This window comes from Halorhabdus tiamatea SARL4B, assembly GCF_000470655.1.
Lineage (GTDB): Archaea > Halobacteriota > Halobacteria > Halobacteriales > Haloarculaceae > Halorhabdus > Halorhabdus tiamatea.
Map to the genome: position 1 here is coordinate 2,173,856 of NC_021921.1, position 24,107 is coordinate 2,197,962.

At 63.4% G+C, this 24,107-nt stretch carries 27 protein-coding genes and 3 pseudogenes; 8 read left to right on the forward strand and 22 right to left on the reverse strand.

From position 1 onward, the window contains the following. Window positions 1-286 precede the first annotated feature (286 nt). Entirely contained in the window at window positions 287-1,555 is a 1,269-nt protein-coding gene (locus tag HTIA_RS10665) for an RNA-guided endonuclease InsQ/TnpB family protein (protein ID WP_021029576.1), read from the forward strand. A gap of 94 nt (window positions 1,556-1,649) precedes the next feature. Here HTIA_RS10665 and HTIA_RS10670 read toward each other — a convergent pair whose 3' ends face one another. The 7 genes and pseudogenes from HTIA_RS10670 to HTIA_RS15920 all read right to left on the reverse strand — a co-directional run bounded on the left by HTIA_RS10670 (window position 1,650) and on the right by HTIA_RS15920 (window position 9,307). Beyond that, a complete protein-coding gene (locus HTIA_RS10670; protein WP_008525928.1) occupies window positions 1,650-3,506 on the reverse strand; it encodes a DUF2070 family protein in 1,857 nt (618 codons plus the stop codon). A 71-nt stretch (window positions 3,507-3,577) separates the two neighbouring features. Then, the gene (locus tag HTIA_RS10675) at window positions 3,578-5,659 is read right to left on the reverse strand and encodes a family 43 glycosylhydrolase (RefSeq protein WP_008525927.1); all 2,082 of its coding nucleotides are present in this window, start codon (window positions 5,657-5,659) and stop codon (window positions 3,578-3,580) included. A 163-nt stretch (window positions 5,660-5,822) separates the two neighbouring features. Beyond that, window positions 5,823-6,371, reverse strand: a complete 549-nt coding sequence (locus HTIA_RS10680) for a GMP synthase subunit A (RefSeq protein ID WP_008525926.1) — start codon at window positions 6,369-6,371, stop codon at window positions 5,823-5,825. Window positions 6,372-6,432: 61 nt separating this feature from the next. Further along, complete coding sequence (locus tag HTIA_RS10685) at window positions 6,433-7,473, reverse strand: ATP-binding protein (RefSeq protein ID WP_008525925.1); 1,041 nt, start codon at window positions 7,471-7,473, stop codon at window positions 6,433-6,435. 109 nt (window positions 7,474-7,582) lie between these two features. After that, window positions 7,583-7,753 (reverse strand): annotated as a pseudogene (locus HTIA_RS17525) (DUF7097 family protein); the annotation flags it as partial. A gap of 88 nt (window positions 7,754-7,841) precedes the next feature. Continuing rightward, window positions 7,842-9,173 (reverse strand): annotated as a pseudogene (locus HTIA_RS10690) (RNA-guided endonuclease InsQ/TnpB family protein). Continuing rightward, on the reverse strand, window positions 9,170-9,307 hold the full coding sequence (locus tag HTIA_RS15920; protein ID WP_008525922.1) for a plasmid partition protein ParG: 138 nt from the start codon (window positions 9,305-9,307) through the stop codon (window positions 9,170-9,172). The pseudogene HTIA_RS10690 and the gene HTIA_RS15920 overlap by 4 nt, the downstream one beginning before the upstream one ends. A 56-nt stretch (window positions 9,308-9,363) precedes the next feature. Here HTIA_RS15920 and tnpA point away from each other — a divergent pair, with 56 nt between their 5' ends. Beyond that, entirely contained in the window at window positions 9,364-9,762 is a 399-nt protein-coding gene (gene tnpA / locus HTIA_RS10695) for an IS200/IS605-like element ISHti1 family transposase (RefSeq protein ID WP_008525921.1), read from the forward strand. 115 nt (window positions 9,763-9,877) lie between these two features. Here the strand turns inward: tnpA and HTIA_RS10700 are convergent. Beyond that, window positions 9,878-10,306 (reverse strand): annotated as a pseudogene (locus HTIA_RS10700) (DUF7097 family protein); the annotation flags it as partial. Window positions 10,307-10,407: 101 nt separating this feature from the next. Between HTIA_RS10700 and HTIA_RS10705 the strand changes: the two are divergent. From HTIA_RS10705 to sugE, 3 genes are all read left to right on the forward strand, one after another. After that, window positions 10,408-10,770 (forward strand): DUF192 domain-containing protein, encoded by a 363-nt coding sequence (locus HTIA_RS10705; RefSeq protein WP_008525917.1) that lies wholly within the window; start codon window positions 10,408-10,410, stop codon window positions 10,768-10,770. Between the two features lie 159 nt (window positions 10,771-10,929). Continuing rightward, a complete protein-coding gene (locus HTIA_RS10710) occupies window positions 10,930-12,468 on the forward strand; it encodes a (R)-citramalate synthase (RefSeq protein ID WP_008525916.1) in 1,539 nt (512 codons plus the stop codon). A 229-nt stretch (window positions 12,469-12,697) separates the two neighbouring features. After that, window positions 12,698-13,021, forward strand: coding sequence for a quaternary ammonium compound efflux SMR transporter SugE (gene sugE, locus HTIA_RS10715; protein ID WP_008525915.1), 324 nt, complete (start codon window positions 12,698-12,700; stop codon window positions 13,019-13,021). Between the two features lie 16 nt (window positions 13,022-13,037). On the opposite strand, the gene HTIA_RS10720 is transcribed toward sugE, so the two are convergent. Together HTIA_RS10720 and HTIA_RS15480 are read right to left on the reverse strand one after the other, a co-directional pair. Further along, complete coding sequence (locus HTIA_RS10720) at window positions 13,038-13,712, reverse strand: HAD family hydrolase (RefSeq protein WP_008525914.1); 675 nt, start codon at window positions 13,710-13,712, stop codon at window positions 13,038-13,040. A 64-nt stretch (window positions 13,713-13,776) separates the two neighbouring features. Beyond that, complete coding sequence (locus tag HTIA_RS15480; protein WP_008525913.1) at window positions 13,777-14,358, reverse strand: hypothetical protein; 582 nt, start codon at window positions 14,356-14,358, stop codon at window positions 13,777-13,779. 264 nt (window positions 14,359-14,622) lie between these two features. Here HTIA_RS15480 and HTIA_RS10730 point away from each other — a divergent pair, with 264 nt between their 5' ends. Next, complete coding sequence (locus HTIA_RS10730; protein WP_008525912.1) at window positions 14,623-15,048, forward strand: arsenate-mycothiol transferase ArsC; 426 nt, start codon at window positions 14,623-14,625, stop codon at window positions 15,046-15,048. A gap of 15 nt (window positions 15,049-15,063) precedes the next feature. On the opposite strand, the gene HTIA_RS10735 is transcribed toward HTIA_RS10730, so the two are convergent. The 5 genes from HTIA_RS10735 to HTIA_RS10760 all read right to left on the reverse strand — a co-directional run bounded on the left by HTIA_RS10735 (window position 15,064) and on the right by HTIA_RS10760 (window position 19,883). After that, window positions 15,064-15,399 (reverse strand): ArsR/SmtB family transcription factor, encoded by a 336-nt coding sequence (locus tag HTIA_RS10735; protein WP_008525911.1) that lies wholly within the window; start codon window positions 15,397-15,399, stop codon window positions 15,064-15,066. 91 nt (window positions 15,400-15,490) lie between these two features. Next, window positions 15,491-15,730 (reverse strand): thioredoxin family protein, encoded by a 240-nt coding sequence (locus tag HTIA_RS10740; protein ID WP_008525909.1) that lies wholly within the window; start codon window positions 15,728-15,730, stop codon window positions 15,491-15,493. Window positions 15,731-15,769: 39 nt separating this feature from the next. Continuing rightward, entirely contained in the window at window positions 15,770-16,930 is a 1,161-nt protein-coding gene (locus tag HTIA_RS10745) for a permease (RefSeq protein ID WP_008525908.1), read from the reverse strand. 139 nt (window positions 16,931-17,069) lie between these two features. Next, window positions 17,070-17,597 carry a bifunctional nuclease family protein gene (locus HTIA_RS10750; RefSeq protein ID WP_008525907.1) on the reverse strand — a complete coding sequence of 176 codons (528 nt, stop codon included), beginning with the start codon at window positions 17,595-17,597 and terminating at the stop codon, window positions 17,070-17,072. Window positions 17,598-18,023: 426 nt separating this feature from the next. Then, entirely contained in the window at window positions 18,024-19,883 is a 1,860-nt protein-coding gene (locus tag HTIA_RS10760) for a cation:proton antiporter (RefSeq protein ID WP_008525905.1), read from the reverse strand. Window positions 19,884-20,153: 270 nt separating this feature from the next. Here HTIA_RS10760 and HTIA_RS16670 point away from each other — a divergent pair, with 270 nt between their 5' ends. Together HTIA_RS16670 and HTIA_RS10765 are read left to right on the forward strand one after the other, a co-directional pair. Further along, a complete protein-coding gene (locus HTIA_RS16670; RefSeq protein WP_008525904.1) occupies window positions 20,154-20,327 on the forward strand; it encodes a hypothetical protein in 174 nt (57 codons plus the stop codon). A 46-nt stretch (window positions 20,328-20,373) separates the two neighbouring features. Next, entirely contained in the window at window positions 20,374-21,588 is a 1,215-nt protein-coding gene (locus HTIA_RS10765; RefSeq protein WP_008525903.1) for a tyrosine-type recombinase/integrase, read from the forward strand. Between the two features lie 2 nt (window positions 21,589-21,590). On the opposite strand, the gene HTIA_RS16675 is transcribed toward HTIA_RS10765, so the two are convergent. The 7 genes from HTIA_RS16675 to HTIA_RS10790 all read right to left on the reverse strand — a co-directional run bounded on the left by HTIA_RS16675 (window position 21,591) and on the right by HTIA_RS10790 (window position 23,907). Next, entirely contained in the window at window positions 21,591-21,740 is a 150-nt protein-coding gene (locus HTIA_RS16675) for a hypothetical protein (RefSeq protein WP_008525902.1), read from the reverse strand. 247 nt (window positions 21,741-21,987) lie between these two features. Further along, window positions 21,988-22,137 (reverse strand): hypothetical protein, encoded by a 150-nt coding sequence (locus HTIA_RS16680; RefSeq protein ID WP_153802430.1) that lies wholly within the window; start codon window positions 22,135-22,137, stop codon window positions 21,988-21,990. Beyond that, window positions 22,134-22,442, reverse strand: a complete 309-nt coding sequence (locus HTIA_RS10770; protein ID WP_008525901.1) for a hypothetical protein — start codon at window positions 22,440-22,442, stop codon at window positions 22,134-22,136. The genes HTIA_RS16680 and HTIA_RS10770 overlap by 4 nt, the downstream gene beginning before the upstream one ends. Further along, complete coding sequence (locus HTIA_RS10775) at window positions 22,439-23,038, reverse strand: J domain-containing protein (protein WP_008525899.1); 600 nt, start codon at window positions 23,036-23,038, stop codon at window positions 22,439-22,441. The genes HTIA_RS10770 and HTIA_RS10775 overlap by 4 nt, the downstream gene beginning before the upstream one ends. Next, window positions 23,035-23,322: a hypothetical protein gene (locus HTIA_RS10780; protein WP_008525897.1), complete on the reverse strand. Its 288-nt coding sequence runs from the start codon at window positions 23,320-23,322 to the stop codon at window positions 23,035-23,037. The genes HTIA_RS10775 and HTIA_RS10780 overlap by 4 nt, the downstream gene beginning before the upstream one ends. A gap of 112 nt (window positions 23,323-23,434) precedes the next feature. Beyond that, window positions 23,435-23,686, reverse strand: a complete 252-nt coding sequence (locus HTIA_RS10785) for a hypothetical protein (RefSeq protein ID WP_008525896.1) — start codon at window positions 23,684-23,686, stop codon at window positions 23,435-23,437. Then, window positions 23,683-23,907: a hypothetical protein gene (locus HTIA_RS10790; protein ID WP_008525895.1), complete on the reverse strand. Its 225-nt coding sequence runs from the start codon at window positions 23,905-23,907 to the stop codon at window positions 23,683-23,685. The genes HTIA_RS10785 and HTIA_RS10790 overlap by 4 nt, the downstream gene beginning before the upstream one ends. Window positions 23,908-24,107: the final 200 nt, after the last annotated feature.

Sequence of the window (24,107 nt, forward strand, 5' to 3'; positions counted from 1 at the left end):
TCACTTGGTCGGAAGAACGACTGATAGAGATTTGAACGTTCCAGCGGGAGGTGAGCGAACGGGAGTGAGAGACGTTCAATTGAGGTGGCGCGGAGTTTCCTTCCGCCCACGGCTTCTTTCAGGGGACAGTACGCGGCGTTCTACGCCGCGGTTTCGAGGCGATAGCCTTCTTTCGTCGCATACGCGGAAGAAACCGTAACTGAAGCGATGAGTAAAGTGGGGATGAGCGCGCACTCTTCTGTCAAATATAGAAACATATAAGTGTAAATCTACATGTGTTGAATACGTGGCAGACGAATACGTGCGTCGGACGGCAATCACACGTCTCGAAGTCACGGACGAGCAACGCGACCTCCTCGAAGAGACGATCTCCGAGTGGAAGCGTGGTTGCCAGATCGCCACCGACATGGCGTGGGGCAAGTGTAACACAAAAAGCGACGTACAGCCCCTCGCCTACGACGACGTGCGCGAACACACTGACCTCGGGAGTCAGCATGCGATTCTCGCCACCCACCAAGCCGCCCAAGCCATCACCGGCTGTATCGAACGCCGGTTGAACGGCAAGAAGGTAAGCAAGCCATCCTTCACCGCTCCGACGGTAAAGTTCGACGCCCGAACGATGACCCTGTTTGACGACGATTCGGTGTCGCTCTCCACAACAGAGAGTCGTGTCCGGTGTAAACTTGCTCTCCCCGAATCAGATGATGGCTACCAACGGCAGTACCTCGACTCGGACATATGGACCGTCACGGAAAGCACGCTCACTGCCCGTGACGGCGACTACTTCCTGCATATCGGCTTCCGCCGACACAAGACCGATACCGAACGGAACACCGCCGAGGACGGAACGGTCCTCGGGGTTGACCTCGGCATCGAGAACCTCGCCGTCACAAGTACTGCCTCCTTTTTTAGCGGGCGGGAGTTAACCCACAATCTCCACGAGTTCGAAAAGGTACGTGCCGGCCTCCAACAAACCGGCACCCGGAGCGCTCACCGAACACTTGAACAATCGAGTAATCGGGAACTTCGATACGTGCGTGACGTACTCCACCGGGCGTCAAACGCCATTGTAGATGAAGCACTCCGCCACGGATGCGATATAATCGCGTTCGAGGACCTAGCCCACATCCGCGACCGCACCGGAGCGTCGTGGGGGCACAGATGGGCGTTCCGAACGTTGTACGAACAGGTGGAGTACAAAGCCGAAGCAGAAGGCATCGCGGTAACACAGGTTGATCCGGCATACACTTCCAAGCGGTGTGCCGAGTGTGGCTTCACGGCTGACGAGAATCGCCCGACCCGTAGCGACTTTCGGTGTCAGAAGTGCGATTTGGAGGCGAACGCAGATTACAATGCGGCGAAGAACATCGGATTACGACATGTCCGTCAAGGCCAACAGTCGTCTCGGCGGACGGGCGACAGTCAACTCGCCCTAAAGTCTGGAACAGTGACGCCGAACGGCGGATTTACCGCCTACCCTGATGGGTTCGAGGCTGAGTTCACGGACAAGCCCCAGTGCAGGCCCACGGCCTGCACGTCGTCAGACCACGTCTGACGGAACCCTCCACCAGCGAAGTAGGGTGGGGTAGTTGACATCGCTCCCTCGGCGTTTTTCTCGCCACAACCTGCCGAGCGATGCGAGTCGCCGCTCACGTCAACAAGAACAGCAGGAGGCTGATCGCGACGACGGCGAGGGTGAAGATGCCGGCCAGCGGCGCGCCGAGCGAGACGACGGCGTTGGCGGTACTCGCGAGCGTTTCGGTCCGATCGGTGCCAAAGACCGTGACCTCGGCCTGTTCGCTTGCCATCCCGGCCTCGACGGGTTCGAGGTCGGCGAGTGCGTCCTCGACCAGGCCGTCGATCACGTCGATGAGTTCCGCGCCCGGAATCTGATCGCCGACCTGGTTTTCGGCCTCGACCGTATTGACGACGTGGGTGTCAGAGGTCATCACCTCAAGGAGGTCGACCTGGTCGATCGCGGCGACGATCTCCTCGCGGAGTCCGGGTTCCATGTTGTTGCCGTCGATCAGTACATACGCGGTCGTCTCACCCTCGACTTCCACGACGGCCACCCGGACGCCAAGCGGGCCGATCCCGTCTTCGGGTTCCCAGGGTGTCTCCTCGTGGGCCGTCCCGAGGCGAAGCGTTCCCTGATCGGCTGCCGCGAGCGCCTCGCCGAGGCGGTCCGCACCGTGGATCAGGTCGAAGGAGCGCTCGCCGCCGGGGACGACGTGTCCCAGGTTCTCGCCGTCGAGGCCGTTGTTGCAGTTGTGGGCGTCGACGAGCATCACTTCCGAGAGGTGGCCGTTGCGCGCCTCGGCGGCGGCCGAGAGGCCGACAGCGTACTCGACGTCGTCTGCGTACCCGGGCGAGAACGTCACGGTCGCGAGCGCGTGATCGCCGAAAGCCTGGCCCGTCAGCGTCGCTTCGCCCTCCGCGATGCGTTCGCCCGCCGTCGCCGTCTCGGAATACTCGATGCGTTCGTGGGCTTGCTCGGCGGCGTCGAGGACGGTCTCGACCTCCCGTTCGGTCACGAGATTGAAGTCATGCCCGGCAGTGGCGTGTGGGGGAAAGCCCAGGCCGTCGGCCTCTTGGGCGATCCGCTTTGGGAGGTTGCCGCCACCGATCTCACCCATCGGGCCAGGGTGGATCATCGGCAGGACGAACCGGGCTTTCTCCTCGCCGGCGGGCCGTCGAAACGAAAGGACCGTCACCGGGACGAGCGCCTCCTCGCCGATCTCCTCGAAGAACTCCTCGAGTTCGTTCGAGCCTTCGGCGATGTGGCCGATGAAGCCCTCGAGGAAGTCCAGGGCGCTGACGCCGAGGCTCCGCCGCCAGGGCCAGTCGATGACGACGAGAAACAGCCAGACTGCGATCGCATAGAGCAGACAGAGCAGCGCTAGCACGAGGAAATCGTTCGGTAACACGACCAGGAGTTCCGGCGGGGCCTGCTCGGGCCGCGAGAGGTACGACCTGGCGAGAGGGCCACCGATCTCCAGGTAGCGCATGGTTCCACTGTAGACGAATAACAGGACGGCGGCGGCGACCGTCTGGATGCTCGCCGGAATCGCGGCGACAGCCAGTCGGTGGCGCGAGACGGCCATCACGACCAGGAGCCGGACGGCGAAGATGGCTGCAAGCGCGAACAGGAGGGCGTCGAAGACGAATATCTGCCCGAGAGACGTGAGCGCGGCGACGAGACTTGCGCTGGTCATGATCGCGATGACGAGCAACTCACAGCCGAGTGCGAGCAGCGAGGCCCGACTCGGCGTCAACTGGCCGCCGATCAGCCGATCGACCGGCGGCGTCAGGACGCCGGCGGCAAGCGTCGGCAAGCCGATGTAGAAGATCCCCTGCCAGGCGTCCTCGAGAATGTACCGCGAGTCGAAGGCCGCGACGCCCACCAGCGCCGCGATCAGCAGCGCAAACCCGATACTGGAGTACCACCGCGGGGCACGGAAGATATATCGAGAGAGGCCGGCGAGATTGCCCTGCGTCGTCGTCATTGCAACTGAAGGTTCGCCCGACAGGGGTTAAAAGTACCTGACTGTGACTCAGCCGCTGTGAAACTCGGAGTCTACGTGACGCTACGGTAGCTGCGCCGGTACAGCGCGAGTACGTCGCCGACGTCGACGCCGCCGTCGCCGTCGAAGTCGTAGGCGTCGGCGTGTTCCTGGACCATCTCGCTGTTGAAGTTAGTCAACAGCGATCGGACGTCGCTGATATCGGCGTCGCCGTCCCCGTCGACGTCTTCGTACAGGCCGTCGCCGTCCAGATCCTGGGACGACCCCTCGCCGCCGGGCAGTGCATCGGCCGGCGTCCCCTCGCTATCGCTGGTTTCGTCGTCATCTTGCTCACCCTCGCTTTCGCCGGACGTGACCGTCTCGGTGCCGTCATCGGTTTCGACCGCCGTCTCTCCGGGGTCCTCTCCGACTGGAAGGTCGTCGGCTCGCACCCCCCGGGCGAAGTCGATCACTGCGAGGCCGCCGATGTCGACTGTCTGGGCCGCTGCGCCCAGCCAGATCTCGGTCCACCACTCGCCGGGGGCGGCCGATACGCCGAACTCGATCGGGAAGTAGTATCGCTGCCACTCGGTATCCAGTGGCGGCTGGGCCCGGGTAACGTAGTTGTCTGACTCGTTGCTAGACGCCGTCGACTTGTAGGTCACCGAGGCTTCCTCATCGGGCGTGCGCATGTACGCGACACCGAGGAGGACGTGCCCGCTCTCCAGTTCACGCTCGCCGACGGACTTGAGGGTGATCTCCCACGGGTTCTCCGGTGTGTCGGTCACCTCGAAGCGGGCCGCCTCCGAGAACGGCACCTCGTCGCTGACGGCCAGTGACGACCGCTCGAGTCGGTCGGCGTTGCCGCCGTCGATCTCGTAGGTATCCCAGACTGTCGCCTCCTCGTTGCCATTGACGAACTGGCCCGCGCTGGCGAGGTTGTATCCCTCGAGATCACTGACGAGCGTCGAGTAGTACGGGTCGTCGGTGTCCGACCACGTCTCGTATCTGTCATCTGTCCCATCGCCACCGCCATCACCAGTCCCGTCGTCACTGCCACTGCAGTAGCCCCCTTCGCCGGGGATGGGCATCTCGATCGACGGCGTTCCGTCACAGCCGATGATGGGCCACCCGTCCTCCCACCGGATCGGATCGACGAACAGTTGCCGTGCCGGCGGCCAGCCGCTGTCGACGAACGCCGGTCCCTCGGTGTCGTAGGCGTGATAGACGAACCAGTAGGTGCCGTCGTCATCGACCGTTACGTCTCCGTGGCCCGGCCCGACGAAGCGATCGTTGTCACCGAGGTGAGTCGGCCCCGCGTTCCACTCGTCACGCTCGAGCATCGGGGTGCCGTTCCGGTCGTGGTACGGGCCGAGGAAGTACTCCGACCGCCCGACCTCCACTTCATACGTGCTGTCGAAGCCATCACAGCAATCGCCGGTGGAGCCAAACACGTACCAGTAGTCCCCTCGCTTGAAGATGGCCGGCCCCTCGTAGGCGCTTCCGGCGATTTGGTCGAAGGTCCCTGCCCGGTAGTCCCGTAGATCGTCGGTGAGTTCCACCACGTTGATGCCTGCAAAGTTGGCCCAGAAGAGGTACGGTGTCTCGTTGTGGAAGACGAAGTACGGGTCGATCGTGTTGCCAGGATAGGGGTGATCCGGGTTGGAGAGGATCTCGCCATGGTCCGTGAATGGGCCATCGGGCGTGTCTGCCGTGGCCACCCCGATTCCGGGTACTTGACTGTCGTCGTCTCCGCGCGGCCAGAGGGCGTAGAACAGCACCCACTGGCCGTCGTGGTAGTGGACGTCGGGTGCCCAGATCGATCCATACAGCCAGCCTGGTCGGGAGTCGAACGCCTCGCCCTCGTACGTCCAGTTGACGAGGTCCGGCGAGGAGAGGATCGGTACTAACTCCTCGTCGGCGTCGTCAATATAGCTCATGTTCGAGGCGTAGGCCCACCACGTCCCATCGTCCGCACGGTGGATCGTGGGGTCCGCGAAGTCAGGTCCGTACAGCGGATTCGAGTAATGAGTTCCGTCGCTGTCAGCTATCACTGACCTCGCGCTGAGTACACTCGTGGTGCCGACCGCCCCAGCCCCGATCGATTTGAGTACGTGACGTCGATTCAGCGTGTGCGTGTCATCCCCCGCCGTCATACACCGGCAGACACCGCCTACCTACAAATGGTTTTTCATTATTGAAATTCGAATTATTCCGATAGGATCTATGACTGAGAGTACGGCGTGGACGCGGTTCGGACGCAGAACCCACCACCCGTTTTGGTGCTCGTCGATTACGGTCGCTGCGACAACGGGCCACTCACTCACAGATGGACAGAAAGTTCTCGAAGACTGCCTCGCCCTCCTCGGTGTGGGCGACTTCCGGATGCCACTGGACGCCGTAGAGATCCCGGTCGGTGTCGCTCATCGCCTCGACGTCACAGACGTCGGAGGTCGCGGTTCGCTCGAAGCCGGTCGGGACTTGCGTGACCTCGTCGGCGTGGCTGGCCCAGACCCGCGTTTCGGGTGCGAGCGAGCCGACCAAGGGGTCTGCGTCGTCGAGGATCTCGACGGTCACGTCCGCGTAGCCGCCGTAATCGCCTTCCCCGACTGCCCCGTCGAGTTCGACCGCCATGAGCTGCATCCCGAGACAGATGCCCAGGACCGGAATGTCGCGATCGAGGTACTCGGGGCTGTTCCCGATCCGGTCCATCGAGGGGCCGCCCGAGAGCACGAGGCCGTCGGCATCGATCTCTTCAGGTGGCGTCGTGTTGTCGATCAGCGACGACTCCACGCCGATGTCCCGTAACGCCCGTTGCTCGAGGTGGGTGAACTGGCCGTGGTTGTCGATCACGTCGATGCGAGTCATACCTGGCGCTAACGGGGAAGTGAATTTATATCCCCGGAAACAGGTCGACAGTGACGGCCCGCTACTCGCCGAACGTGACCGGCATCGCTCGCTGGACCTGGAGCGTCACCGCAGACGATTCTTCCTCGACGGTGATCGTCCCGCCGTAGCCACGGACGATCCATCGGACGAGCCACAGGTTCAGCCCTTCGCTGTGTTTGAGCGGAGTCTCCGTTCCGTCTTCGAGCGTTTCGATCGCTGCCGGCGTGAGTTGTCCGCCGACGATCCGGATCGACACACGGCCAGCGTCGGTCTGCTCGACACTGATCGAAACTGTCGGTTCCTCGTCCTGCGGGCGGACAGCTTCGAGGACGTGTTCGATCGCAGTCTCGAGCATCCAGTCGGCCTGGGCCCACGCCGCCTCGGGAAGGTCTGTCTCGACGGCGAGACTGGGGTCGGGTTGTGCCGTCTCGGCCACACTTTTGACACACGCGACGACGTCTGTTGGATGGCAACGGCGCTTGTCACGAATTACGGCGAGTTCGACCAGCCGGGCCTGTTCTGAGAGCGCGGCCACGTCTCCGACGGTGGCCCGGATCGAACGTGCCGGCTCGAAAGTGTCGTCTGGGTCGTTCTCCAGACGGTCGAGTTGTCCGAGGATGACCGTCATGTCGTTGCGGAGGTTGTGCCGGAGGACACGCGAGAGCACTTCGGTGCTTCGGGTGAGCGTCGTCGTCGAGCGGTCGAATTCCCGAATCGTTCCGGCTACTGCCCCGCCCGTCCCACCGAGGGCAATCGAACTCATCAGGAGCGTCGTTTCAGACGTCCCCGGGTCTGGGACTCGTGTGAGGACGAGGACCAGCAGGCTCCCGAGCGTGACGATCCCGATTCCGAGGCCAGCGTGGATCGCGACCCGCCAGACCTGCTCGCCCGTCAGCCCGACGTGATCGAGCCAGTAGCCTGACATCGCCAGCGCCGCCGCCGCAAGGACGCCGAGTCCCCCCACGATCGCGGCCGGGGGGTCGATAGTCCGCCCTGCCAGTAGTGGGACGAACAGCCCACACAGGAGGAGTCCCGTCCCGGTGACGTAATTTGCGCCGAGTGCCCGTTTCGTGACCACCATTCTCTCGCAGTTTTGGCGTTCTCCCAGTGGCTACTTATGGTTGACCGGGAGATTATCATACGTGATAACTCGGGCGAGAGTGGTCAGACAGACACTCGAATCGACCCCGTTAGCCGCCGTCGTCGCGCCGGTCGGCTGCCGACTCGAAGCCCAGTTCCGCCTGCTCCCGACTCCGCCGGGCTTCCCGGGCGGCGATCGCCTCGGGGTCGGGCGACGCTGGGTCCGCGACGCTCGCCCAGGAGTCGTGGACCTTCGCGTGACACCACCGACAGAGGTGAACTGCCTCGGGGTCAAGTGGTTCGAGACGCGAAGCGTCTCGTCATCACGGAAGACTTTGTCTTCCGTACGACCCCGAGGCTTCCCGTGGATTAGTCGGACACGCCTCGGATACCATCGGGATGATGCCCTCTCGCGGTATCCGAGGTCACGGTCGGGGCGTCCACGGCCCCCGATGCCTGCCGTCGTCGCCCGAAAATCGGAGATTTTCGGGATCACGAGAGACTCCGTCTCTCGTTCGACACCTTCCTGACTTGGGGAAGGCTGTTGAGAGCAGGCACATTCCAGTCTTGATGCTTCTTGATACCTTTCACAGCGATGTTGACGCTTGCACCACGGTCGGCGTGGTCTTGATGCTGGCACGACCGGCACTTGAACCGTTTTTTGCGGCGGTTCGCCCGTTCTGTATGTCCACACAGCGGACACTGCTGACTCGTGTATTCAGGCTCAATCCACGCCGTTGGCACGCCCTCGAAGGCGGCCTTGTACGACGTGTAGTATTGAAGCGCACGGAACGGCAGGTGGTGCAAGCGTCGGTTCATCCGCGTTCCGTAGTCGATACTCTCGCGCATCTCTTTGAGGTCTTCAAAGACGATGCACGGGTTCTCGAACTGACGGCTCCACTCCACGATGTGACGACTCACCTTGTGGAGTCGGTCACGGACGAACCGTTCTTCCCGTCCTTCAAGCGTATCATGCATACTCGGTTTCTCGGCGTTCTGCACGCGCTTTCGCATCGTGAAGTAGCGGTGACGCTCGAACTTGATTTCGGCGAAGTCGATGACCAATGTGTCCTCGACGCCATCCTCGGAGAGCGCGGTCAACGCTACGTTGTCCTCGTTCACGTCCACGCCGACAACCGTCCGTGAGTCTTGTTTGTCTCGAACGGTCTGCTCGGTGTTGGTGACGTTGACGTGCAACTCGGCGTTATCGTTGTGGAATAGGGCTTCTGCCGTCCCAATCTTCCACTCGTCGCTCGTGAGAGCGGTCTTGAGAATGTCGAGGTGGGCGTCGTCACCTTCGAGTACGCCCTTGACGTGATTGTAGGGCTTCGCGCTGATGCGGAACGTCACGTCGCCGTCGTCGGTGAGCGACAGGTTGTATCCTTCCTCGTAGTTCGCTCGGAGCGGGTACGCGCCGTCCTTGGTGTGGCTCGGTTGGTCGAAGTCGTCGTACTCGTAGTAATTCTCCATCGCGCCGAGTGCTTTGGCGACGACGCGCTGTGTCGTGTTCTTCACGAGGTCGGCGTCGTCGGCCACGCGGTCGGGAATCGTGTCCCAGTCCACCCCCTGCTTGGCGAGGCGGATGGTTTCGTTGTACGCCGACCGTGCTTCGAGTGTAGCGTCGTACAGCAGGCTCTCGTTGTCACTCTGGATGTTCAGTTGGAAATCCAGCGTCTTCACGAGAGCCTGTGAGTCGGTCATTCTTCGGATTCGTTGAGCCAGTCTTTGACGAGTCCACGCACGACTTCGGATTTGGTTTTCTCAGCGTCGATACACTGCTTCGAGAACTCCTTGTATAACTCGTCCTCGAAGTCAACGGTGAGTCGTTTAGTCATCTCACACGTATTGCTTATTCACTGAAATGCTTAAGTCTTGTCCACGTACTGTCTGTATGGGCGAGAAACGGTCAAACCACACAGTATACAACGTCAACTACCACTTTGTGTGGTGTCCGAAGTACCGACACCCGATACTGGGTGTGATAGAAGATTCACTGGAATCGAGTTTTCGAGAGGTGTGCGACGACTACAACTACGAGATTCTGTCGTTGCACATCTCACCCGACCACGTACACCTGTTTCTGTCAGCACATCCCAAATACGCCCCGAGCGAGATTGTACGGACAGTCAAGAGCATTACAGCACGAGAGATGTGGCAACAGCACGAACCTCTGTTACAGGAATACCTGTGGGGCGGTGGGTTCTGGGAGGAATCGTACTACGTCGGGACGGCTGGTGACGTTTCGACCGATACGATTGAACAGTACATCGAGCGAACGGAACACGTTTAACGGGGCTTACGGCCTTCACCCTCGGGGTCAAGTGGTTCGAGACGCCGGAGGCGTCTCGTCATCACGGAAATCTTTGATTTCCGTACGACCCCGAGGCACTCGCCCTGCCCCGCCTGTAGATCGTGATCTCGTGGGCCAGCGGGTCAGGTGTCCCCGAACTGTCGGCCGGTCGTCTTCGGTCCGCGGCCCGACCGTCTCTCTCGGCGTAAGAGAGGTGGTGCTCTTCGAGCAGGGGGCGTTCGTCGCTGTGAGCCGACCGGCGTTCTTCGAGACCACAGCGGGCACACTCGCGGTCACGGTTTCGCGCCCGCATGTGCGGACAGTCTTTCCAGTCCCACGGTCCCGTCAATCCGGTCTCCTGGGCGTCGCCGACGACGGGACACCGGAAGTCACAGCCGCTCAACTCGTCGGCGAATTCGGGGTCGGCGTCGCCGCGTTCGACGGCGAAGCGACACCGTCCGTCGTCGGTGCAGTGATCGCAACGCTCGACGTACGCGTAGGGGTCTGCGACGCCGACAGTCGTCCCTGCGTCCGTCTTCTTCATATACCCCTCTACGCGTCGAAGTTAAAAACCGATACGCCATCCGGGAGGGGCCGTCGACGGACAACCCCTAACGTTATTCTCCCGCCTTTCGACCGTCGAATATGCGCGTCGTGCACGAGCCAGCGGACGGCGGCGAGAATCGGACGCTGGCGACGGACGTCGAGATGGCCGAGGGAGTGCTGGCGAAAGTCCGCGGACTCCGGTTTCGCCGATCGCTTCCCGACGACTACGCGCTCGTGTTTCCGTTCGGGCACGCGGGCCGGCGAGACATCGACATGCTGTTCGTCCGCACGGCGATCGACGTGCTCTGGATCAGTGACGATCGCGTCCAGCAGGTAAAGACACTCCGGCCCTGGATCGGCTTCGGCCTGGCACGCGCCGACTGCGTCATCGAGTTACCGCCCGGCGCGGCCGATGGCGTCGAGACTGGGGATCGGGTCGTCGTCGAATCCGACGAGACGTGAGACGTGGGTAGCCGAGGGACTCGACCGGGACCAGTATCTTCATGAACGTCGAGCACATTTCGAGAGATACAATGTCGGACTACCCGACGAGTGAGGATAGAGGAAGTCGCCGCGAGGCGGCTGGGCGCGAAATTCGCCCAGCGTAGCGAGGACCGAATTTTGCCAGGACTGTTCGGCGAGCATCCCGCGACCGAGCCACTCGAATCGCTCTCGGACGTCGGACTGCTCGATACGACGCTTCGAGACGGTGAACAGGCACCCGGGGTATCGCTGTCGCCCGCGGAGAAAGCACACATCGCCCGCGAACTCGACGCCGCCGGTATCGACGTCATCGAAGCCGGCAGCGCCGTCACCGGGCCGGGCGAACGCGAGACGATCCGGCGCGTGACTGACCTCGATCTCGACGCGACGGTCACGAGTTTCGCCCGCAACGTCGAGAGTGACGTCGACCTCGCCTTAGAGACCGGCGTCGACGGCGTCCACCTCGTCGTCCCGGCCAGTGACCGTCACATCGAGGACAAGATCGGGACGACCCGCGAGGATGTCATCGCTGATACCGCAGCCCTTGTGGAGTACGCCACCGATCACGACCTCTGGGTCGAGGTGATCGGCGAGGACGGCTCCCGGGCCGACCTGGATTTCCTCGAGGAACTCATGGCCGAGGCCCTCGACGCCGGCGCGGATCGGGTCTGCTATGCCGACACCGTCGGTCACGCGACGCCCGACCGGACGCTAGACGCCGTCTCGCGACTCGCCGACCTCGGGCCGACGAGCACCCACACCCACGACGACCTCGGGCTGGCGGTCACCAACGCCCTGGTCTCGCTGGCGGCCGGTGCCGACCTCGTCCACGGGACGATCAACGGCATCGGCGAGCGGGCGGGCAACGTCGCCTTGGAGGAGGTCGCCATCGCCTTAGATCACGGCTACGGCGTCGAGACGATGGATCTCACGCGGGTCCACGACCTCGCCCAGCTCATCGCCAACAAGACCGGCATCCCGCTGGCCCCGAACAAGGCCGTCGTCGGCGAGAACGCCTTCACCCACGAGAGCGGTATCCACACTGACGGCACGCTCAAGGACGACGCGATGTACGAACCCTACCCGCCGGAGAAGGTGGGCCGGGAGCGCCGTCTCGCGCTCGGCAAACACGCCGGTCGGGCCGGGGTGAACGCGGCGCTCGCTGAACACGACATCGACGTCTCCGACGACGAACTCGACGCCGTCTTCGAGCGCGTGAAGGACCTCGGCGAGCGCGACAAACGCGTCACCGACGCCGACCTGCTCGCCATCGCCGAGGACGTCCAGGACCGCGAACGCGAACGGCGGATCGAACTCGTCGACCTGAACACGGTCGCCGGCAGCGGCACCCCGACCGCCAGCATCCGCCTGCTGGTCGACGGCGTCGAGCGTACCGAGGCCTCGGTCGGCGACGGCCCCGTCGACGCCGCGATGAACGCCGTCGAGGCCGCCCTCGGCCACGACGTCGACTGGAGTCTCGACTCCTATCACGTCGACGCGATCACCGGTCAGACCGACGCCGTCGTCACCGTCGAAGTCGAGATGTCCCGCGGCGACCGCTCTGTGACGGTCGCCCGCAGCGACGCCGACATCACCCGGGCCTCCGTCGAGGCCATGGTCGAGGCCATCGACCGCCTGGTCGAGACGGAGTCCGGACCGCTCGTTGCTGACGACTAAGAGACCACCTTTTTACTTCGGTGGGTGTCCTCGGCTCGCGAAGCGAGCCTGCGGGCACCCACCTCGCAAAAAGCTGGACCAAAAACACCTGCTGGCTTCGCCAGCAGGGAAACGGCGGCCGTCGGCCGCCGTATGCCCGCTTTACTGCCATAGTGCTGGTTCCCTCCGTTTGCGGGACGCCGTTGTAGACCACCACGTTCATCCGCCGGAATGGCCTAGCCGGGCAGTGATGTCCTGGTGGCTCCTGTTCGTGGCTGGGCTGTTCGAGGTCGCGTGGGCGATCGGGCTCGAATACTCCGATGGCCTGTCGAAACCACTGCCGACGCTCGGGACAGCTGTCGCGCTCGTGATCAGCATGGTTCTGCTGGCCCAGGCCGTCAAGGAACTCCCCGTGGGGACGGCCTACGCAGTCTGGACCGGGATCGGGGCCGTCGGGACGGCGTCGCTGGGGATCGTCCTCTTCGACGAACCGGCGACGCTCGCGCGGATCTTCTTCATCGGGACGATTGTCGTCGGCATCGTCGGCCTGCATCTCGTCTCCGGCAGCGCCTGACTTTTGCCGGGGTCTCTCAATCACTTGCGGGCGGCTCTCCGTCGAGAATCTGCGGCACATCCGCGAGCCCGTCGATCTCGTATTCGGGTGTGACCGACAGGTTCTCGCCAGCGCGGTGGGGTCGACGGACGAACGCCGCGTCGATGCCCGCGGCATGGGCCGCTTCGACGTCGGTCTCGCTGTCGCCGACGTAGAGTGCGTCTGCCGTTCCGAGATCCGAGAGAGCCTGCTGGATGTAGTACGGCGCGGGTTTCTTGCGTCGGAGACTCTCGACGGTGGGTTCCCGACCGTAGACGGTCTCGAAGTGCCGGGCAAGATCAAACGCGTCGAGCCCGAAATCGACGGTCGCCTGCTGGTTGGAGCTCACGATTCCGGCGGGTCGATCCAGCGCGTCCAGTGCCGTGACGTCGTCGTAGACGCCCTTCTCGCCGCGGCGGATGGCCGCTTGCTGGCGTCGAGCCATCAGGTCGTCTCGGGTCCGCCAGAACTCCGGGGGATCGAGGCCGTAGTGATCACAGACAGCGTGAAGCTTCGGAACCGTGACGCCGATGCTCATCGCTTCGACGTGTTCGTCAGCGGGATCGGCGACGCCGACGGCTTCGAACGCATCGCGGGCGGCCCGCCGGTGGAGGTCCATCTCCGTCAACTCCATCAGCACGCCGTCGTTGTCGAAGACGATGGCCTCGTACATGGATGAGAGATGAGTCGTCGGCATCGAAACCGTTGCGATTTCCGGCCGTGAACGGGGCACGCACTTATGGTTCGACTTCCAGTCGGAGCGCATCCGCCTCACCAGCCACGACCGTCACCACGTCTGCGGGTGGTCCCGCTGGATCGAAGGACAGCTGCATCAGCGTCGCTACCGGCGTCATCGCATCACCGCAAGGCTCATCGGCTGGGGATGTCCGGTTGATCCCGACCGACACCGATACCACGTCGTCGGTCATCTGGGGCTCGCCGTTCAGGCGGAGTTCGTAACACGTCTGGCGCGCGACCGCACGGACGTACAGGAGCCGTTCACCGCCTTCGAAGTCCGTCTCTTCGACGAACGTCTCGGCGGTGGTGTCGCCGAAGTAATGCAGTGCCACATCCTGACTGCCGAGCAACACCCCACCGGGTTCGTATCGCCAGTCGTTCAGGTCGACGGTCACCGACTGGTCGCTTACGTTATATCCCGTCAGGACTGGCGTGTCGGATCCGCCGTCGGGTTCGGTGGGACTATCGCCCTTGCCGTCTCCAGTGGTTGTCCGGTCTGGAATCCCGTCTTCCCCGAGACAACCACTCACCGGTCCCGAAAGGGCGAACCCTGCGCCAGCGAGGAACTGCCGCCGATTCATGGATACGTGGGTGTAGGCGGGAGGGTTTCATACCTGTTCTGGAGGTTCAGTTGACTTTTTTATCGCCACAACCGGGCGTTTGCTTTCCAGTTGGACGCTCTTTCGTCAGTGCTTCCGGGTGCGGTCAGTAGAATTCGGCAGACCTCGCCATGTCGATCGAAATCCGGCAAACGACCACGAGAAACCGGTGAGTGTGTCGATCTGACCATCTTTATATCTCCGTCATAGCAAGGCACTCGTTCTGCGGGCCACTTCCCCTGGTCGATGACCGGAGAGACCACGAAACTGGGATTCATTTGTGTCCAGAATGCGGGCCGCAGCCAGATGTCGACGGCTTTCGCCGAGCGCGAGCGGGAGCGCCGCGGGCTCGAAGACGAGGTAGAGATCGTCACCGGCGGGACCCATCCGGCCGATTCGGTCCACGACGAAGTGGTCGAGACGATGGCCGAGATCGGTATGGATCTCGCGGATCGTCAGCCCCGCGAAATTTCGACCCCAGCGTTGAACGAGTGTGACGTCGTCGCGACGATGGGCTGTTCGACGCTCGAACTCGAGGCCGACGTCGAGGTTCGTGACTGGGCGTTGCCGGATCCCGACGGACAAGACCAAGAGCGCGTCCGTGAGATCCGCGAGCAGGTCGAGGCACGCGTTTCGGCACTCTTCGACGAGTGGTTCGGCCCGGCCGAGTGATCCTCCCTGGCCGTCTCACTCGAACTGCTGGATCACGTCGATGACGTCCTTCCCGCAAGCGGTCGGTTGGTACGTCACGTAGTTGCCGTCACGATCTGTGCTCACCAGCCCTGCGTCCTTGAGCACTTTGAGGTGATAGGAGAGTTTCGAGTACTCGATGTCGAAAATCTCGACCAGATCACAGACACACAGGTCGGACTCGCCGAGCAATCGCATCACCGTCACGCGACGCTCGTCTGACAGTGCCTCGAAGATATCCACGGCGGTCTCGAGGTCACTCCCCTCGACGATCGATTCCAGGTCGGCCATCGTCTCTCGGTCGACCCGGTAGTCCTTCGATTGTGACGACATTCGTGTACGTAGTTTCACGGGATCCAGACACAAATCAGTATCTGCGCCGGCTTCACAGACCGCAGACCTCTCGATTCGTTCCGGCTGACATCTACACCGACTCGAAGACGTCGACCAGCCGATCGACGTCCGGAATGTCTCCTTCGGTCTTGACTTCACCGTCGACGGCGACGGCGGGCGTATGCATCACACCGCGGTCGATGATTTCCATCTGGCCCTCGACTTTCTCGACGGTCGCCTCGACGCCGTCGAGGGTTTCGAGTGCTTGGTTGACGCGCTGTTCTGTCTCTTTGCACCTGGGGCAACCAGGGCCGATGACTTCGATTTTCATGGGTTGTGTTGGTTCGTGTGGTGGTTCGATAGCGATACCTCAGACGAGTAGCAGGCCCCAGATGAGGCCCGCGATGGTGGCCGCCACGGCGACGAGACTGACGTACAGGGCCGTCCGCTTCGTGCCGATCGTTTTCCAGATCACGAGCATGTTCGGCAACGACAGCGACGGCCCGGCGAGCAACAGTGCAAGCGCCGGCCCGTCGGCCATCAATCCCTGCGAGTACCCGAACAGCGACCCGACGATCGGGACTTCGAGCAGCGTCGGCATGTACAGGATTGCGCCGATGACCGACCCGAGACCAGCCGACAACACGGTCGTCTCACCGAAGACGCCCTGGGTGAGCAGTCCGGGGGCGACCTGGTGGGCGAGGAACGTCTCGCCCCCCTTCGTGATCGTCTCCAGGGGACCCATCCCCTGGGCGATGGCGGTGATCGCGCCGACGATGCCGATGACGAACGTCCCGACGATCAACAGCGGGAAGATCGTCCGCGTGAAGAACCACGTCTCCTGGAGCCACTCCTCGATCTCGCTGCGATCGAATTTGGCCCACAGCAGATAGCCCAGCACGGCGAACAGCGGCGCGAGCAGCGGTGCCTTGACCGCCCAGGTCAGCAACCCTGTGGCGGCGATCAGCAGGATCGCGACCTGTGTCCCGAAGAAGCCGCCCGTCACCCACAGGGGGCGCTCGCGCTCGGTGACGACCGTTCCCCCATCGGTGGCGACTGACTGTCCCTCTGGACTGTCGCTGTCGTCGCTCCCGAAGACCAACGCCATCGTCAGCCCGATCGCACCAGCCATCGCCACCGCGAAGAAGGCGCGTGCGCCCCCGAGCGGGAGGCTGAGCGCACTCGCGGTGAACACGACCGCGAGGACGTTGATCGCCGGCCCGGAGAACAGAAAGGCCGTCGCGGGACCGATCCCCGCGCCCTTCTTGTAGAGGCCGGCGAACATCGGCAAGATCGTACAGCTACACACCGCCAGCGCGATGCCCGAGACCGACGCGATCGAGTACGCCTGGATCTTCGGGGCGTCCGCGCTCAGGTACTTCCGAACGAAGTGATCCGAGAGGATCGCCGAGATCCCCCCGGCGACGAAGAAGGCGGGCACCAGGCACGTGACGACGTGCAACGTCAGGTACGACAGTGTCTCGTCGATCCCTGCCCGGAGTATTTCGACGAGCAGTGTCACCAGTGCCACTGTCTGACCACCATTTCAAACTAATCTAAAACGTGCGGTGGCATATAGCTAGCGGTTTCAAAAACGATTGAAACAGAACTGGTCGAATTTGATCAGTCGGCTGATGGGAACTGGACGGATTCCGCGTGATCGTGCGTTTTCAGAAGTCCATATCTTCGGTGTCGTCGGAGTCCTCTGCCGAGTCGAACGTCGGGTCCGTAAAGGAGTTCAGGTCGCCCTCGACGTCGGGGTCCTCGTCAGGTTCGAACGCTTCGGGGGGACGGCCCGCCTCGTCGATGACCTCGTCACTGATGACGACCGGGCAGTCATCCCGGAGGGCAATCGCGACCCCATCGCTGGGACGAGCGTCGAAGACCGCGTTCTTTCGTGATCCATCGACGTACTGTTCGGCGTCGATTTTCGCGTAGAACGTCCCGTCCGAGAGGTCGTCGATCCGGACGCGGTCGATGGCTGCACCGAACTCTGAGATCATCTCGATCAACAGGTCGTGGGTGAGCGGTCGCTCGAACGGTTCGTTTTCGATGGCGAGTTGCATCGACTGGGCCTGATCGCCGCTGACGAAGATGGGCACGAGTTGCTCGCGAGCACGCAGCAGGACCACCGGTGCCCCTGCACCTTCCTCCCCGACGCCGACGCCCACACCCTCGACGGTCGCTTCGTGTTCCATACCGTGCGGTTGGGCGTGCGTGGTAAAAAGTACTCCCCCGACAGTATCAGGCGGGGGCCAGCTGTCGACTCAGGTGTCGTGGTGCCCGGACGGATGAGCGTCGTCGGTCCCACGTCCCTCCAGTTTTCCCCGCTCGAATGCGGCCCGGAGATCACTACGTCGATGTCCAGATCAGCGACGAACATGGTGGGTGCTTGTCCCTTCCGACGTGGCCACACTCGTTTTCGACGACGTCGGTGGCTCTGCTGTCAGTTTCGAGGACTGTATCGAACGACGCTTGCCCGAAATGGTCCGACAGTTTCGCGTCGAACCCGCTGTGATCGGGATGCAGACGCACATTGTTCGAGGGAAGCTCCCGAGAGCCCTGAACGGTTCTCCGTGCTGTCTTCGCACAACACTCTCCAGCGCTCGTCTCGTCGCTCGTGGTCACCGCTCACAGAATCCCACAGCCCTCTGGACGGCATCTGGCCGACCGATGAACGTCAGGTGATCTCCCACCTGAATCTCCTGTTCGGGATGGGGGAGATGGTTGTTCCCGCCACGACTGATGAGAGCGAGGTGTGCGCCATCCGGGAGGTCGTCCCCGAATTGAGCGACTGTCTCGCCGGTACGACTGGTATTCGTGACTTCGACTTCCTGGACGTCACCGCTCTGGTCGAACTCGGACATCCAGCGGGCGATCGCCGGTCGCTCGATACGGTTGTCCATCGCCCATGCGACCGAGCGCCAACTCGGGACGGTGTCGACGTCGAGATCCTCGAACGCGTCGGCGTTCGTCGGTTCGTTCACCCGCGCGATGACTGTCTCGACGCCGAACTTGTTTTTGGCCAGCTGGCTGACCAACAGGTTGACGTCGTCGTCGGGCGTCGCGACTGCGAGAACCTTTGCGCTCGCGACCCCGGCATCTTGCAGGGTGTTCCGCTCGGACGCGTCCCCCTCTCGAACAGTATAGCCCTCAGACCGGAGCCGTTCGGCGACGTCCGGGTCTTTCTCGACGATGACGACTTCTTCGTCGCGGTCTTCGAGTCGCGTCGCCAGTTCCCGTCCGATCCGGCCGCCGCCCACGATAAGTACACGTTTCGGTATCACGTCGAGTGCCTGGGCGATATGTCGAGCGCCACCCCCTTCAAACACGACGGTCAGCAGGATGACCAGAAACACCATGCCGACGAGGGTCGTCGCCGCCTGTGGGTCCTGGGGTTGGAGTTGTAGGGCAAACAGCGTCGCGACCGACGCCGGGATGATCCCGCGCGGTCCCATCGCACTCATAAACGCTCGTTCCCGGACGGAGACAGTGTCCCCGATCGTACAGGCCATGACAGCCAGCGGACGCACGACGGCCGCGATGAGGACTGCAGCGGCCACGCCCGCCAGACCAAGGGTCTGTAGATCACCTACTGATAGTAGCGAGGCGAGCGTGATGAAGACGAAGGAGTTGACCAGCAGCGTCACGTCGCCTTTGAACTGTTCGATCGTGTCCCGATAGGGTATCTTGAAATTGCCGAGGACGAACCCGGCGGTGGCGACCGCCGCGACCCCTGCCTCCTGGAAGCGTGCTTCCGCGACGCCGTAGGCGATCAGCGCGGTGACCAACACGATCAATCGCGCGTTCTGTGGGCCGTTGTCCGAGCGACTCAACCGTGTGAGGGCGACCCGAGCGAGACCCGCGATCACGAAACCGATCGCGATGCCTGCCCCGAACCGGAGGAGGAACTCCCCAACAATCATCTCGACGCCGCGCCGGGTGAGGACGACGTATTCGAAGGTGACGACGGCCAGGATCGCAGCCGTCACGTCGTTGACGACACCCTCGATCTCGAGGGTCGAGGCGACCCGCTCGCGCACCATCACGACGTCCATGATCGGTGTGATGACCGTCGGGCCGGTCGCGACCAGCAGTGACCCGATTAACAGCGAGACGTCCCACGGCGCACCGACGAGATAGTGGACGATCACAGTCGCTCCGAGCAGCGTCGCCGCTGCGCCGATCGTGACCAGTCGGAGCGTACTCCGTGGCGCTTCCTGTATTCGCTCGATTTCGACGGAGAACGCCCCCTCGAAGACGATGATGGCGACGCTCAGGCCGACGATCGCGGGAAGTGCCCCATCGGGGCCGCCGAACACCTCGGGCGTGACGAGTCCGAATCCTTCCGGGCCGACGACGATACCTGAGAGGATAAGGAACAACACGCTCGGAATTTGCAGCCGATCTGCGAGGATTTTCGAGCCGACGCCTAACCCAACGATGGTCGTGACGACGGCGATAATTTCGACCGGGGTGCTCACGCGCGTACTACCAGGCCGATTTCCATCAATATGGCGCTCACCCCGGCGGCGGACTGTGATATCCATTCGATTCGTCTCTGAACGCCGAAAAGACGCCCGTCGAAAGCCGACGCGTGGAATTCTGTATCGAGTCGCGATCGCTGTCCAGTCCTTCGTTGTCTGTCGACAACGGTCTTTGAGTACTAACAATGCAAAATTATCTTACACAATGGAATGAACCGGTATTTAGTGGTGAAAATTACGCTCGACTGGATCGTTGGTTGTATTGCGATGACAGAGGACGATTCACCACCGATGTCCCCAGCCCGTTTCTTCGAGGTCGTCCGATCGGCCGTCAACGACGGGTTCGAGGAGGCGATCGCCCAGCACGAACGCCGGCCGACGCCGTCGAAACTCGCTGAATTGCGAGCGACAGAAGTGCTCCGGCAGGGACCTCTACACTGAGTTCAATGCCATACATATAAATGGCTGGCTGGTATACGGACCGTCCATGTACGACGAGACTGATAAGTACGAAAACCTCCGCGAGCGTATCCACGACAGCGCCGACATCAGCGATGCCGATGCGGAGGCACTCGACGCCTTCGCGGAACGTCTCGATCTCCTCAACAGCGAGTACTCGGTCGCGCGGAAGGCCAAGCTGCTGAACCATCTCGTCATCATAGCAGAGTCCCACGGCGACCTCGCGGCCGTCCTCGAGGATCGTGACGCTGCCGAGAGTGCCGTCGCCTGGATCAACCGCCGCTACGACAACGAGGAGACCAACCGGGACTACCGCGTTGCACTCCGCGTGTTCGGCCGCCACGTCACCGACGGCGACGACGTGCCGCCGACCCTGGAGTGGATCCCCTCCGGTACCCCCTCGACGCACGACCCGACGCCCGACCCCAGTCAGATGCTCCGGTGGGAGGCCGACGTCCAGCCGATGCTCGAAGCGGCGGCGAACGATCGTGATCGCGCCGCGGTCGCGTTGCAGTTCGACGCGGGCCTGCGCGGCGGGGAGTTCGCCGGACTGTCGGTCGGTGATCTGACCGACCACAAGCACGGCCTCCAGGTCACCGTCGAGGGCAAACAGGGCCGCCGGACGGTCACGCTGATCCCCTCGGTCCCGTACGTCGAGCAGTGGCTCGCCGAGCATCCTGCCCCCGAGGATCCGGAGGCCCCGCTGTGGTGTCGCCTCGACCGCCCCGATGACACCTCGCAGGCCTTCAAGATCAAGATGCTCAAGCGCGTGGCCGACCGCGCGGGCGTCGACAAACCGGCGACGCCGACGAACTTCCGCAAGTCCTCGGCTGCCCACCTCGCCTCGAAGGGGATGAACCAGGCTCACCTCGAAGATCACCACGGGTGGGTCCGGGGGAGTGACGTCGCCTCCCGCTACGTCTCGGTGTTCGCCGAGGAGAGCGACCGGGAACTCGCTCGCGTCTACGGTGCCGATATCGAAGAGGAGGCCTCCGACGACGAGATCGCGCCCTTGGAGTGTCCCCGCTGTGGCGAGAAGACGCCCCGCGAAAAACCGCTCTGCGTGTGGTGCGGGCAGGCGCTGGAACCCGGTGCGGCCGAGCGGGCCGACCGCCTCGAAGAGATCGTCGTCGAGGAGGCCGCCAAGGCCGATCCCGCCGATGCCGAACAGTTCCTCGACCTCCGCCGGCAGATCGCCGACGACCCCGAGGCCCTGGCCGACGCGATCGACGAGCTGCGCTGAGGTCATTTTCCCTCCCTCTTCGCGTGCCGGTGGAGTGCACGCACGACCCGCTCGCCGTCCTCGGTGGCGGTGCCGTTTTCGAGGATTCGGGCGGTGAGCGCTTCGAGACTCTCTTCGTCGTCGGTGTCGCGATCGCGTGCGCTGGCGCTCACGGGCGACCACCCCCCGCATGCGGGTGGGGGGTCGTGACGTCGATCACGCCCGCCCACCTCCGCAGGCACTGTAACCACACTCCGGACACCACTCACAGCCAGCTTCGGGACGAAGCCGAGTGCTACCGCAGTTGGGACACGTCACTGTTGCTCACCTCGTGGATCGTTGAAACTGGTCAAGCTGTCCTGTCGATCTTCGCCTCGGCCCTTCAATGCCCGGAATGAGCCAATCTCACGCTCAGTGAACTCACTCACCTTCATCACCCCCGAGTGCCCGCGCACACACGGGACAGACCGGCGCTTCGCGGACGGCACAGTAACCCGCGGCCTGGCGACCACAGGCACACTCGTCGGGCGCGACCGCGACCGTGCGACGCTGGGGTGCGCGCCGGCTCACGCGTCGGCACCTCCGTTGGTGGCGAACAGCGATCGCCCGGCCAGCGCCGGGACGCCACACTCCTCACAGACGGCCAACTCCATCGTCTGGCTCGTCCGGTAGACGGCCGTGTGGGTCGCGTCCTGGCCGCACTTCTCGACCTCGTCGTCGGTCCACACCCAGTGCTGGCACGACTCGGCGATGGGCTCGGCGAAGACGCCGACGAACTCGGGTTCCTCGTCGGGCGTCGCCAGCCACGCCCAGTCCTCGTACGGCGGCTGCTCGCCGTCGGGGGCTGTCTCGGGAGCCGGCGTCTGGCCCCTCATGACAACATCGCCTCCTTCGCGCGCTTCACGCGCTTGAACGCCTCGCTACTCCCGCCGACGTCGGCGTGGGTCTCCTTGGCGCGCTCGCGGAACGCCTCGCGAACGGTCGCGGGATCGGCGTCCGGCTCGACGCCCAGGACTTCGTTCGGTGGCTTCTGGCCCGCGATTGCGTCTTCGTCACCGGAAGGAAGCCGCGCCGTTGCGAACTCGTCCTGGCCGGTCACGACCGGTCGGGATGCCATCTTCCGCTTCTCACGGACGTACAAGCCAATCGCGCGGGCGTTGTCCCGCCAGTCAGTGTAGTGATCGCAGGCGACGGCGTACTGGTCGCCATCCTTCGTCCATCGCACGACAACACTCGGTTCGTCCGGGTTCGCGTCCGCATAGGGCCGACCGTCGCTCTTCCGGTGTGGGGCAGCCGTCGAAATTCGGACATCGTCGGCATCGACGCGCTCGAGAAGTTCGTCCTCGAGTTCGGAAATGGCGTCGTGGAACGTGACCGAGAACTTCGACGTTCGAACGCGATCGGCGGGGTCCGTGCGCTCGAAGCCGGCCGGCCAATCGATCTCGCCCGCCGTGCAGTCAGTCGTGCTCATACGAAGGTCACCACCGAGCCGTTCACCAGAAACTCGTAGGGGTTACCACACTCGGGGCAGTCGAGCGGTCGCCCGGGCAGATGCAGGCGGTGCTCGTCGTCGACGTAGGCGGGCTCATCGAGCGTGATCGTCTCGGGATCGTGCTCACAGATCGGCTCGCCGTCAAACTCGACATCCCGGGCAGCGGTGGCACACTGCCACTCGATTTCGGTCTCGCCAGCGATCTTCTCGAACGGATCTCGGTAGGTCCGGCCGTCCGGGCTGGCGGTCTCCTCGGTACTCACGCCGATGCACCTCCGTCGAGATCACTGCGGTCCACACCGCAGGCGGGACACGTCGCCGACAGCGCCGGGATCTCTGTGCCGCAGGCTCGACACTGGACGGTCGTGGCCTCAGTCATGCTGTCTCACCGTCCTCACGGACGCGATCGAGCGCGACCTGCGCCCGCGCGACCTCGCCGCCGGCGTGGGCGATCGACTTCCGGATCTCTTCGAGGCGGTGGTTGACGCCCTCGATCGCCTCGGCCGACCACTCGCCCTCCGCCTCCAGTTGCGGGATCGACTCTTCGAGTTCGGCGAGCAGGACGTAGGCTTCGTCGACGCCGTCGTAGGCCTCCTCGATCGCGGGGTCAGAGTCGACGTCAGTCATCGCTGGCCACCTCCCAGGCCGGGCGTGGGTGGTTGCGATGGCGTCTGTGGCCCGTAGATCGCGGGCCGGGACAGTTGCTCGTCGACGTGTTGTCGGATGCGTTCGCTGCCTTCGTGGAGACACCACAGGCAGAACTCCCGGTCGGGATCGTACTGCCGGCCGCCACAGCCGGGGCACTCTACGGTCGGAAACTCGAAGGTCGTCGTGGGGTGGGCACCCATACGTGGGAGGGCGTCTGGGCGTCCCTTAGGGCTCGGCGTGTCGTTTCCAGGTTTCTGGAAGCCCCGTCGATCACCATCTCGTCTGGCGGTTCGAGGGGGTTCCGGGTCCGTTTCCGCATTGTGAGACACCCGCATGCGGGTGGGGGGTGTGGCCCGTGGTTTCGGGTGGAGGTGAACGATTCTACAGCAGTCCCAAGCGG